Consider the following 12,164-nt stretch of genomic DNA (forward strand, 5'->3'; position numbering starts at 1 on the left):
AAAATTCTTGGAGAAGACAAGGATGGGAATGGCGTCCGGGACGACTTGGATTCTCTGATAGATGCGGAAATTCCCGACAGCCCCGAAAAAAGGGCCGCCTATCGCTACTTGGCCAGCGCCATACAGAGGCAGTGGGCCGCCTTCTACGATAACCCGCAAATGGCCTATGAGGAATTGCTGCCGTCCCAATCTCTGATTTCTTTGGGAATCGCTCTTATTAATGATGTTGGCGCAAAAGAAAATATGAGCTTTAAGCTATTTGAAGCGAATCTGTTGAATACATTGGATCGAATTGTGTTTGATGATAAAATAGATAGGGCCTTTGTGGGAAAAATATTGCCCGCAATAGTCAAAGAAGGATTGAATTATCCAAACAGCGTCGCAGAGGGTGTGGAAATTTATAATGCTATTTTAGAGTTAGAGAGGATGAAGTAATGAATAAAATTTTGGTTAGCATTGCTTTGCTCTTTCTGATGATTTCATTTTCTTGGGGGGGCGGAAAACAGATGCCGCATAACGGATATAAAAGGAAAAATTCTGTTTAGCGGTTTATGTCAAAATTTTGAGAATGGAAAAATTCCTATAGGGCATCTGTCTTCGGATGGCGTCTATTTTTTGAAAACGGCAAATCATTCGAAAAAGATTCGGATAAGAAATGGCAAAGCAATTGGTTTGAATAAATCGGATTCGCTGTTTGACTCAAATGGTGTAAAATTTAATACAAATTATCGTTCGAATATTTTAAAAAAGGAAAATATTCTCTCTGAAAACTATTACTTGAAAACGAATTTTTTTGCTGTCAATGGGATTGGTTATAATTCGCGAAATAATGCGTATGATAATTTTGTAACTCTTTTTTCTTTTTTGAGAAATGAATTGTTGCTGCAATTTCCTGAAGATACCTTATCCACGTCCTTGGTATTCAATAAGACTTCAAAGGACATCTACACTGACGCGATTCAAACGCTTTATCTTAAAATGGAAGAATTGGGTCTAGAAAGTTATGCCGTCAATTTTGGGTATTTGGCTTTCTTGTCGGCGGCAAGTTTTATTGCCGAACATTTCCCTCTCCCAGAAGACATTGCACAAAAGATTCTAGAATATGAAAAATTTAAAGACGAAATTTGGATGGATATTACTGTCTCCAATAAGGAAACAGAAAATGAACTGAACTCCGCTTTAATGCAATCTGTTCAAGATAAATCTAGGGCTTTTGTATTAGGACATTCCCAAGGCGGTATGTACACATATAAGGCTTTCAATTCGTTCCCCGATTCTGTTCGCGAGCATTTTTATTCTTTTAATATAGCCGTTCCGACCGATAAGAATCCTGATTGGTTTCTGGCGAACGAGAACGATTTTATTGTAAATTTGGCGAGGCTTGCGTTTTCAATTCCCGAAGGTGAACCGAATTGCTCCGACGATGGAAGTGATTTTGGCGGAGAAAGCGGTCATTACCATGAATGGCTGAAATCCTACTATAATCCTCATTTACTGAGCTACAAGAAAATCAATACGGCGATTGAAAACGCGTTCAGAACAGTTCCGTATTGGGGAAAGGAAAAGAAAAACGCCATGTATCAATTGGTTTGGTATAACAGTGCCGCACAAACGACGATAGAAATCGCCAAGGCCGATGGCTCGTTTGCGACCCTTGGCACCTATCACGGATACCATGTTACCGATCCGACGATAAAGACCGTTCCGGACGTTTTGCTTCAGGATGGCGTCCCTGTATTGAGAGTCAAGTCGTATCATCATGAATCGTGGTGGGGCCCCTATTTGTCTACGGATCCGGGGTTCTTTAAAATCATTTCCAACGATGACGGCAGTCTGACTTACCTGATGTCCGATGCGTGGAGCCCGTATTCCTATGACGATGCCGAATTGAGCATCGCATTGACTGTGGAATAAAGTTTATTCTTAAAGGCGATTTTGCCTTTCCCTTGGCTTTGCCGGGGGAATTTTTAATTCTATCTTTCCCATAGACATTTTTGAAGAGTATTTGCTCTCGTTCTCCGCTCTGAAATACGACCAAATTTTTCAATCGGGAGAATGGGACGAACGCTCACGTGAATACGTTTTGGCGTACTGTACATCTACAGTGCGTTCGGGCGTATTTCGACAGATACGGCAAACAGGAACGTCATTGCGAGGAACCGTAAGGTGACGAAGCAATCCATCCAACATTTGTCGTGTTTTCTGTCGCCCGTTTTGGGGCGTGAGTTGTTTGTGCTTATTTCGATAGGGTACTTGGTCGTAACCTCAGAGCGGATAAGTGCATTCAACTTCACGCCTTTTTTGTTTGTGAATGCGGATTGCGCCGAATCAGGGCAAAGCTCCAAGGAGCGGCCCATGGCAAAGAACAGCCAGTTGAATAGCGCGAAGAACGCCAAGAAAGATGAATTTTACACCCAGCTCTCGGATATCGAGAACGAGCTGAAACATTACAAGAAACATTTCAAGGGAAAGACAGTCCTTTGCAACTGCGACGACCCACGGGTGTCGAACTTTTTCCACTACTTCGCCTACAACTTTGAACACTTGGGCTTGAAAAGACTGATTACCACCTGCTACAAGAATCAGGAACGTGACCTGTTCAGCCAGAACGATTCCGAGCGGGCGATTTGGCTGGAATACTTCGGCGACAAGAACGGCAACCGAGTCCCTGACCCCGAAGAAATCGGCATTCATTATTTTGAAGGCGACGGCGATTTTCGCAGCGCCGAATGTATTGAGCTTTTGGAACAGGCAGACATCGTGGTGACAAACCCGCCCTTTAGTTTATTTAGGGAGTATGTGGCGCAGTTAATAGGGTTTGGGAAGAAGTTTCTGATTGTAGGGAATCAGAATGCAATTCACTATGTTGAAATCTTTCCTTTGATTAGAGACAATCTTATTTGGCTGGGCAATCATGCGGGAGATATGAAATTTAAGGTTCCCGATTACTACGAGCCGCGAGAAACACGCTTTTGGGTTGATGAAACTGGTCAAAAATGGAGGAGTCTTGGCAATGCGTGTTGGTTTACCAACCTTGACTTGCCAAAGCGCCATGAAGACTTGATTTTCTATAAGAAATACTCTCCTGAAGAGTATCCGCATTATGACAATTACGATGCCATCAATGTCAACAAAACCGATGAAATTCCCGAAAATTATGACGGGGTCATGGGAGTCCCGATAACCTTCCTAAATAAGTATAACCCGGAACAATTTGAAATTCTTGGAACAAGTACAGACTCAATGCCGAAGGGGGCGCCGTATGTAGCAGGCAAAAGAATTTATGAACGCGTCCTCATCCGTCGCCGCCAAAGAAACTCCTAACCACTAATCACTAACCACTGTCCATTAAATTATGAAAATCGAACTCAAGCAAATCAAAATCCGCGACCTTGTGGAAGGCTACGAGAATGATGACGAAACAGGCCGCGTGGTCGCCTTCGGCGGCAAACTCGACATCCGTCCGCCGTATCAAAGAGAATTTATCTACAAGGAAAAGCAACGCGAAGCCGTCATCGATACCGTATTCAAGGGATTCCCGCTGAACGTGGTGTACTGGGCTCTCCGCGAAGACGGCTCGTTCGAAGTCATTGACGGGCAACAGCGCACCATCTCGATATGCCAATATGCGGACAATGAATTCGCCTTCGATTTCCGCTACTTCAAGAATCTCGCCGATGACGAGCAGCAGAAGTTTTTGGACTACCCGCTCATGGTCTATGTCTGCTCCGGTACGGATTCCGAAAAACTCTCCTGGTTCCGCACCATCAACATCGCAGGCGAAAAACTGACGGAACAGGAACTTCGCAACGCCGTGTATGCAGGCCCTTGGGTGAGCGATGCTAAGCGCTACTTTAGCAAGAACGGCTGTGCTGCGCAGAAAATCGGAGCGGATTTCTTGAACGGTTCCGCCATCCGTCAAGACTATTTGGAAACGGCCATCTACTGGCTAAGCGGAGGAGCCATTGACGAATACATGGCAATTCACCAGCACGACCAGAACGCCGGAGCGCTGTGGCGTTATTTCCAAAACGTCATCGAATGGATTAGGACTACGTTCAACGCTTCAAAGCAACGCATCAAGTTGATGAAGGGACAGGACTGGGGGCTTTTCTACAACGATTACAAGGACGATTTTTTTGATACGGAGAAGCTGGAAGCCGAAACGCAAAAACTCTTGCTAGATGACGACGTGACCAACAAACGCGGAATTTATCCCTATCTTTTGACCCGCAAGGAAAAATTCCTTTCCATCCGCGAATTTTCCGATGCGCAGAAAATTGCCGCTTATGAACGCCAGCAAGGCAAGTGCGCAAACCCGGATTGCCCCGACTGCGGAAAGGTCTTCCAAATCGCGGAAATGGAAGCCGACCACATTACGCCCTGGAGCCAAGGCGGCAAGACCCTATTGGAAAATTGCCAAATGCTCTGCAGGGATTGCAACAGGAGGAAATCCGATAAATAGGCGTTCCTAAAAAACGCGGAATGCGCATAAGATAAGCGGGAACGCCGTCTTCCCCGTTTGTTTTGCCCGAGAAAGTCATTTAAAAATGGGCGTTTTCAAAAGGTTTTATTATTTTATGGGAAATGCCCAACACCCGCGAAGATATCGACGCCCTGAAAGCCTCGCTTTCGATTACCCAGGTGGCGGAACGCTTGGGACTTCAAGTTGTCCGTGGAAAGATCCGCTGCCCTTATGCGGTGCGCCATGCTCATGGAGACAGAACGCCAAGCGTTTCGCTTTCGGAATCGAAGGGGCTTTTCAATTGCTGGGTCTGTCCGGATGTTCACGGCGATGTCATTCGGCTAGTGGAATTGACTTTGGACTGGAATTTTCAGAAAGCCGTGGACTGGTTGCGTGCGGAATTTTTTCCGGATTCGTCGCTAGGGGCGGGCGTTTCTAAAAATGGCTCTTCGTTAAATCGGAATGCCGCGGCTTTGGCAAAACCGCTTCATCGAAAACAGGAACCCGAAATCGATCCGATTTTACGCACCAAAATCATTCTCGCCTTTTTTGAAATGCTTTCTCCCGTGGACAACACTCCGGCGTCGGCGTGGCTTATCAAACGGCGCATTTTCAAAAAAACGTGGGACTCCACGCGGCTGCGCTTTATTTCGGACTACGACAAGGTGAATCGGGAACTTCTACAGAAGTTCGGCTTGGAAGTGTTGCAAAAAGCGGGACTTTACAACGAAAAGGGCAATCTGCGCTATTACAAGCATCGTCTGCTTTTCCCTTACATCGACGAAAAAATTATTCCGCGGTATTTTCAGGCGCGGGCTATCGATGCGGAGACGCAACCGAAGGAATTGAACTTGCGCGGGTCCGTGCCGTTTCCATTCAACGTCTCGCTTTTGGATGGAAAACCCGGCTGGATTTATTTGTGCGAAGGGTGCGTGGATACTTTGACCATGATGGACAGGGGATTTCCTTCGGTGGGAATTCCGGGAGTGAAGTCGTTCAAACCGGAATGGACAAATCTTTTTCGAAATAAGCGGGTCGTCGTCTGCTTGGATCAAGACGATGCGGGCAGAATCGGGACCGAGAGCATTTTGAAGGTATTGAAGAATGCGGGAATCGATGCGGCGCCTTTGGGGGCGGGGCTGACTTTGGAAAAATTCCGTATGGCCGAAGGGCAGGATATCAATTCTTGGTTTGGCGGAAAGAAGTAGCGGGGGCGTTTCGCCTCCCCCTCCGAGTTTACTGCAGTTTAGTTTTCCGCTTTAGCACCCAAACCGTTCCTACGGCGATAACGAAAATACAAAGCGAAATGAGTCCAATCCAAAGCGAAATGCGCACGGCGTCGGATTTATATTCCAGACGGACCGTCGATTCGCCCGCAGGGACGACAACGGCTCGCAACGTGCCAAAAGCCTTGTAAACTTTGGCGGGCTTCCCATTGACCGTCGCTTTCCAGTAGCGGTGGAAATTGCCCGACGAAAGCATGATGGCGGGGCGGTCTGCATGGACTTTATAGGTCAGGTTGTCCATTTTGGGGCTGGCGACCAGCTTGGCGGAACCCGTCACCGCATCGGACTCGGAAAATCCTTCGGGCTTTTCGGCAAGGATGATCGTCTTTTTAAAATCCATTCCGTTGCGTAGAGATTGGACGGCTTCGGAATCGCTTTGTACCGTGTAATTGGCATAAAGTCTGCCGTCGCTTTCGCTGTTTTGCAGAGGGACGTATTGCACGCCGGCGCGGGTATCGAAAATGACATCGCCGATGTTCATCAGGTCGAGGAAGGCGTTTTGCGCTTGCCCTTGAATCACCTGGTTTATGTTGTAGAGATAATTTTCGTTGTTTTCTCCGCGGAAAAGCCGGTAGCTTGCGAGTTCGTTGTCGTGAAATCCGCTGGCGTTGCGCATTCCGTAAAGCGGGAACGAGTTGGAGCTGAAGGCCTGCGTCTGGGAAATGGAAAGGACCCGCGGGCGTTCGGTCGCGTTCGGATGCTCTGCCCGGATGCTGCGGATAATGGGGTGTGTCGGTTGGGCGTATTCGCTCGCCTGCACGTTTTGGATGAATGTCGCGTCGAGGGTGTAAAGTTCCACGGCGGCGATGGCTCCGACTATCCATGCTTTTTGCAGCGCGGATTTTTGGGTGGCGCACACGAACCAGACCCCTAAAATGGCGGCGGCTGCCAGAATCAAGCTCGGAATCATTTTGCTTGCGGAGTAACGCATGACGTTTTCATTCAAACTTTTGAAGTAGCCTGCGGTGACGGGGTCGGCGAGAAGATTTTGGTCGGAGAGAAAAAATAGCCCGGTAAGGAGGAAGGGGACGAAGAGCGCGCCGAGTTCCAGCTTGGAAGAACCCTGGAATTTGGATTTGAAGGCAAGGATGAATTCGTCCATTTTAAATGGAGCGTCGCGGTCGAGAATGTTGATGACGGCAATCAGGACGGTGCCATAGGCGATGGAAACCAAAAAGCCCGGAATGCCCAGAAAGCTTGTCCAAGAGAATCGGGCGATGCAGGCGAGTCCCAAAAGGGAAAGGAACATGATGAGGCCAGCTTTGAGGCTCCGGCGATTTTCGGGCCGGTTGAACGCTTGGATGACGGGAATCGCCATCATCATCATCACGAGCGGAAGCCAGAACATGGCCATGCTGGGCGCACGGAAACTTTTCATGCCGGGGATAATGGCGAACCAGAGTTTAAAGAGCGGGGAATGCGCGCCCATCGCGTAAGAGAGGGCGACGGCGGCTCCGACAAACCAGAAAATGGCGGCTCGCCGGCTTTTGCGCACAAAAAATCCGAGAAAAGCGAGGAATGTGAGAACGATGCCCGCGCTGTCGTGGTTCAGTTTAAAAGGATTGTGCCCCCAGTAGAAAGGCGAACCCTGCAATCCCTCTTTTTGCATGTCGGCATAGGGCACTGTAATGAGCGCACTGCCCGAAAGTTCCGGTCCTGCCGCTCCGTTTTTCTGCTCGTAAACATCCACGCCGAGAAATCCCGGAATGAGCATCGAGGCCAACTCTTCCTGGTGAAGCGACCAGCTGCTTGCGTGCCCGTAATTGGTTTTTTCTCCGGTTCCCCGGACGGATTCCGCTGTGGTGTAAAGGTAGGGCGGGATTATCTGGAATGCGGAAATGCCCAACGCAATTGCCAGCGCTCCTGCGGCGATTCCCAATTTTTTGGAGCGGACTTTCCAGCTTGCGTTGAGGGCGAGGGTTTCAAAGAGGGCGTAAAATCCGGCACCCCAGAGGAACAGGTAGGTGAGCTGCAAATGCGACCCGAGAATCATCCAGACGATGGAAAGGGTGAAGACGATAAAATAGAAGAGGCTGCCTTCCCGAATGATTTTCCGAATGGCGAGAATGGCGAGAGGCGCCACGGCGAAAACCATCATCTTGCCGTCGTGTCCGCCATAGACGTAGGAAAAGTACTGCGGAGAAAAGGCGTATAGAAAACCGAAAAGGGTTCCCCAGGCGAGGCTTCCCGAGAGCGAGCGGGCGAGCAGAGTCGCGCACAAGAAAGCGACCCATACGATCAAAATGAATTTAAATCCGACGGCGCGGGCGGGATCCGTCAGGAATTCGACAAGAACCAGCGGGTGGTAGGCGTCGCCAAACAGGGCGTCGATGGTTGGAACTCCGCCCAATCGGGAATCGTCCCATTCCGAGAGGACAAGGCTTTGCGCCCGAACGACCTTGCTGCCGATGCCGTTCAGCTGGTCGGAATTGAGCATCAGCGTATTCGCGTCGAATACGAAGGCCCGAAAAATAAAAAGGAGAAAAAGGAAAAAGGCGATGCCGATACCGGCGAAAGTTCCAAGTTGTTTTACGGATTCTTTTTTCATATTCGCAAGGTAATAAAAAACCGCCTTATTGCGAAAGGCGGCGACTTCAGTTTAGGGATTCTAATCAGTCTGCGGCGTTCTCATCCAAAGAACGGGATTGGACGATGTGGTAAATCGAAAAGAGAGAAAGCAGGAAGACGGTGACAATCCCGACGATTTTGACGAATTTTCCCATAAAGGCACTCCTTGTTTTGAAACCAAGATAAATCTACTTAAAAAAAGGAAAAAAGAATATCATGCCGGCAAATTTTTTTTCACGATGACGCAGATGGCGGGAAGCTTTTCTTCGGTAGAAATTTCGCTCTGGATGATTTCCGAAGTATCGATTCGGCAGGGCAGGTTTTGCAGCAGGAACTGGATGCGTTCTTTGCTGAACCCGAGCCAGAGATGCCCATGGGATTCGCGGAGTTCCTCTTCCTGGTGTTCCGCAAGGTCGAGCAGGGCAAGGGTTCCGCCAGGAGTCAAAAGTCGGACGGCTTCGGCCAGGGCTTCTTGCGGGCTGGGCGCATGGTGCAGAACCTGGCTCATTAAAACCAGGTCGGCGCATCCTGTCGGGAGGGGAATTTTTCGCATATCGGCGCAAATCGCGTTCAGATTTTCGGTGCCTTTTTCGCGGGCGATGTCCATCACGCCTTTCACGGTGGTTTCGTTGATGTCGATGGCGGTAACTTGCTTGCAGCGGTTCGCAAGCATAAAGCTCAAGTCGCCGCCTTCGCCGCAACCGATATCGATAGCGTGTTCAAAGGGGAGCATCAGATGGGCGAAAAGGGAAATTTGGGCTTTCAGGCTCCCGCCGGCTTCGGAAAGCTTGTGGAATTTTGCTGTGTTGCTGTTCCGCCGGGCGACCAGAAGTTCTTCCACTTTGCTTTCGACGAGCGCCAAATCGGAAAGCTGCTCCCAGGCCTTGGAAATCATGTCGTAGAGTTTTCTGCTCAGATAGAGGTCGTCGGAAAGTCCGTAAAAGGCTTTGGTCCCTTCGCGCCGGTCCTTGAGGAGCCCGCAGCTCGAAAGTTTGGCGAGATGACGGCTGGCATTCGATTGGTGGATGCCTAGAATTTCTTTCAATTCGTTTACCGTAAATTCTGAACGGGATAGAATCATCAGAATTTTAAGTCGGGTCTCGTCGGAGACCGCGTTGAAAAGGTCAAGAGTTGGAATGAGCGGTTCTAGGGCGGAGCTTTTTTTTTCCATGGAATAAATCTATCTTATTTTCCGAATAATGGCGACTTCTAAAAATACATTTTCAATAAAGCGGTGGCGACTTGCCGTGCAGACCGTCTTTCCAAGAGGCTTTAGATTATGGCACTATCTCGTCGTTCAGACGTTCGGAAGTGCGCAAATAGCGGCGTGGCTAGAGAGGTGTTTACAAAATGGCTTTGTCGCTCTGCATTTCGTTATGACGTTTTTTCAAACCGGTAGGTGCCCTTCGGCAAGCTCAGGGACCGGTTGTCGAACTAGTCGAACCATGGTTGGTGAGCTTGCCGAAGCACTTTGCCGGAACCCTTTTTAAAAGTTGCCGAATGAACTCCCGTTTTTCCTTTTTTTTCTTTTTGATCGCCGCTTCGATGGTTTTGCATTGGGGAGCGTCGCCATCATTTGCCGAAGAAAAAACGTTTGCCTGGAATGCGAAAACGGATGTTCCTTTGCTCGTGTTAGGTACCGGGGTTTCTTTGTGGGGCTCCCTGCGGTATGCGGATATGGAACCTCGCCGGGATTTGCCGGATAAAAGCGAATTGTTGCCGTGGGACAGGCCGTTTGCGGGGAATAAGAACAAGGTCACCGATCGCATTAGCGACTGGATGTCGCTTGGCATTCTCCTGCCGTTTGCATGGGAGGGTTACAATTGGGCGACGGACAAAAGCGATGCCGGGGAAGTCTGCGTATTCTTGTTGAGTGCCGTGGAAATCGGCTTGTGGACGAGCGGAATCAATTTGCTGCTCAGAAGTTCTCGCTTGTGGCCGCGCCCGGAATTATACGCTTCGGGGGCGGATTTGGAACGCGGGGAAGCTTGGGGTTCTTTTTATTCCGGGCATACGAGCGCGGCATTTGCCCTGGCCGTTTTCAGCGGAATGTGGTACGATGCGAAAAATCCGAATTCCCCTTATGCGCCTCTTGTTTGGAGCGTATCGCTTTCGGCTGCGGCGAGCGTCGGCGTGTTGCGGATTTGGGCGGGGAAGCACTACCCGACGGATGTTTTGGCCGGAGCCCTTGTCGGTTCTTTGGGAAGTTTTGCCGTTTTGCAGTTGCACCGCTCTTCGCGGGTTTCCCTGGTGGCGCTTCCCGGCTATTTGGGGGCAAGCGTCCGTTTTTAAGGGGCGTGATTTTTATCTTTGAAAGCGATGAAAAATCCTTCGCTTTTTTTGTGGCATATCCTCGCCATTTTGACGGTATCCGTTTGGGGTGCCAGTTTTGTTTCGACAAAAATTCTTTTGAATGCGGGCTTTTTGCCGACCCATATTTATCTGCTGCGTTTTCTTTTTGCCTATTTGATTCTTTTGCTGCTCTCTCACGATAAATTCTTTGCGGACAGCTGGAAACACGAAGGAATGCTTGCGTGTTGCGGGCTTACCGCCGGATCCATTTATTTCATTGCGGAAAATACGGCTTTGGAATACTCGCTCGTTTCCAACGTGTCTCTGATTGTTTGCGCCAATCCACTGCTGACTATGATTGTTGCGGGAGCGCTGTTTCCGGGCGAACGCTTGAACAGAAGACAGATTGCGGGTTCGGTAATTACTTTGTGCGGAATGGCTCTGGTCGTTTTGAATGGAAAATTTATTTTGAAACTTTCTCCGGTGGGCGATATTCTGGCGTTTGCTGCAGCCTTGGCGTGGACGGTTTATTCGCTGATTGTGCGGCCTCTTTCCGGATGCTACTCGTCGCTTTTCATTTCGCGAAAGATTTTCTTTTACGGAACGCTGACGTCGCTTCCGGTTTTAGCTTTGGTGGGGCTGGACGTTCCCTGGGCTGCATTTAAAAATGGACAGGTCGTCGCCCATTTCCTCTTTTTGGGAGTCGTCGCGTCGCTATTTGGCTATGTGGTTTGGAATCGGGCTTTGCGCGTCATTGGAACGGTGCTCGCGTCGAATTACATCTATGCGATTCCGCTGGTTTCCATAATTCTTTCGGTTCTCTTTCTGTCGGAACGGATTACGGTTTTTGCCTGTATTGGAGCGGGGCTGATTCTTTTCGGAATGATTCTTGCAGAATGGCAGGATCATCGTAAAAAGAAAACGGAGCATTGAAGAACAACGAGTCTAGGCTTGGGTTAAAAAGTGGGGAATTATATACGATCTTCCACCAAATATTCTCAATTAAAAATTTTTTCAAAGTGTGAACATCTTTTTCGCAAAGTGGAACTCTTTTTTTCAATATAGGAATTTCTTTTTCACAAGGGGAATTTCTTCTCGCAGACTGCGAGGTGCTCGCTTTCCCATGAGCCTTGGAAGCTTCGCTTCCTTTAGGCGAATTGTCCCTTCCAGGGATACTTCAACTACGGAATCGGAGATTCCTAGTTTCAGGGATGCAGCGCCCCATGAGCCTTGGAAGCTCTGCTTCCTTTAGGCGAATTGTGCAAAGCCGAAGCAATCTGTGCTGGCACCTCGTCATTGCGAGGAGCGTAGCGACGTGGCAATCTTGTCAGCGGGAAAGGATTGCTTCACCCCTCCGGGTTTCGCAATGACGGTCGCTTTCAAATATGACTGATTTTCTCCTTGGTGGGTACGCAATGACGAATACTACTAGTCTCCTCGAAGATAATGCCTGCAAGCAAGCTTGCTGCGCAACATTCGCCTTGCACGCTTTTGCAAAGGCTCCCTTCCAGGGACAATTCGTCTAAAAGAGTAAAACTCTTAAGACTCATGGG

The 12,164-nt window shown here is 48.9% G+C and carries 8 protein-coding genes and 1 pseudogene; 7 read left to right on the top strand and 2 right to left on the bottom strand.

The window, feature by feature from the left end:
• From B5D40_RS12685 to B5D40_RS12705, 5 genes and pseudogenes are all read left to right on the top strand, one after another.
• Positions 1–435 (top strand): annotated as a pseudogene (locus B5D40_RS12685) (hypothetical protein); the annotation flags it as partial.
• Between the two features lie 429 nt (positions 436–864).
• Positions 865–1,914, top strand: a complete 1,050-nt coding sequence (locus B5D40_RS12690) for a hypothetical protein (protein ID WP_143394381.1) — start codon at positions 865–867, stop codon at positions 1,912–1,914.
• A 441-nt stretch (positions 1,915–2,355) separates the two neighbouring features.
• The gene (locus B5D40_RS12695) at positions 2,356–3,324 is read left to right on the top strand and encodes an adenine-specific methyltransferase EcoRI family protein (RefSeq protein WP_078777213.1); all 969 of its coding nucleotides are present in this window, start codon (positions 2,356–2,358) and stop codon (positions 3,322–3,324) included.
• A gap of 31 nt (positions 3,325–3,355) precedes the next feature.
• Positions 3,356–4,465 carry an HNH endonuclease family protein gene (locus B5D40_RS12700; protein WP_078777208.1) on the top strand — a complete coding sequence of 370 codons (1,110 nt, stop codon included), beginning with the start codon at positions 3,356–3,358 and terminating at the stop codon, positions 4,463–4,465.
• Positions 4,466–4,587: 122 nt separating this feature from the next.
• Positions 4,588–5,673 (top strand): toprim domain-containing protein, encoded by a 1,086-nt coding sequence (locus B5D40_RS12705; RefSeq protein WP_078777209.1) that lies wholly within the window; start codon positions 4,588–4,590, stop codon positions 5,671–5,673.
• Positions 5,674–5,701: 28 nt separating this feature from the next.
• Here the strand turns inward: B5D40_RS12705 and B5D40_RS12710 are convergent, their stop codons facing one another.
• Both B5D40_RS12710 and B5D40_RS12715 read right to left on the bottom strand, forming a co-directional pair.
• On the bottom strand, positions 5,702–8,299 hold the full coding sequence (locus B5D40_RS12710; protein WP_078777210.1) for a hypothetical protein: 2,598 nt from the start codon (positions 8,297–8,299) through the stop codon (positions 5,702–5,704).
• A gap of 234 nt (positions 8,300–8,533) precedes the next feature.
• Complete coding sequence (locus tag B5D40_RS12715) at positions 8,534–9,490, bottom strand: ArsR/SmtB family transcription factor (protein ID WP_073305321.1); 957 nt, start codon at positions 9,488–9,490, stop codon at positions 8,534–8,536.
• A 329-nt stretch (positions 9,491–9,819) separates the two neighbouring features.
• On the opposite strand from B5D40_RS12715, the gene B5D40_RS12720 reads away from it, so the two are divergent.
• Both B5D40_RS12720 and B5D40_RS12725 read left to right on the top strand, forming a co-directional pair.
• Positions 9,820–10,611, top strand: coding sequence for a phosphatase PAP2 family protein (locus tag B5D40_RS12720; protein ID WP_078777211.1), 792 nt, complete (start codon positions 9,820–9,822; stop codon positions 10,609–10,611).
• A gap of 27 nt (positions 10,612–10,638) precedes the next feature.
• Positions 10,639–11,544: a DMT family transporter gene (locus tag B5D40_RS12725; protein WP_078777212.1), complete on the top strand. Its 906-nt coding sequence runs from the start codon at positions 10,639–10,641 to the stop codon at positions 11,542–11,544.
• Positions 11,545–12,164: the final 620 nt, after the last annotated feature.

Origin of the sequence: Fibrobacter intestinalis (assembly GCF_900167415.1) — a bacterium.
Taxonomy (GTDB): Bacteria; Fibrobacterota; Fibrobacteria; order Fibrobacterales; family Fibrobacteraceae; genus Hallerella; species Hallerella intestinalis.

Coding starts and splice junctions, on each gene's coding strand:
- B5D40_RS12710 (WP_078777210.1), bottom strand. CDS start 8,299: ATGAAAAAAGAATCCGTAAAACAACTTGGAACTTTCGCCGGTATCGGC.
- B5D40_RS12705 (WP_078777209.1), top strand. CDS start 4,588: ATGCCCAACACCCGCGAAGATATCGACGCCCTGAAAGCCTCGCTTTCG.
- B5D40_RS12700 (WP_078777208.1), top strand. CDS start 3,356: ATGAAAATCGAACTCAAGCAAATCAAAATCCGCGACCTTGTGGAAGGC.
- B5D40_RS12720 (WP_078777211.1), top strand. CDS start 9,820: ATGAACTCCCGTTTTTCCTTTTTTTTCTTTTTGATCGCCGCTTCGATG.
- B5D40_RS12725 (WP_078777212.1), top strand. CDS start 10,639: ATGAAAAATCCTTCGCTTTTTTTGTGGCATATCCTCGCCATTTTGACG.
- B5D40_RS12715 (WP_073305321.1), bottom strand. CDS start 9,490: ATGGAAAAAAAAAGCTCCGCCCTAGAACCGCTCATTCCAACTCTTGAC.
- B5D40_RS12695 (WP_078777213.1), top strand. CDS start 2,356: ATGGCAAAGAACAGCCAGTTGAATAGCGCGAAGAACGCCAAGAAAGAT.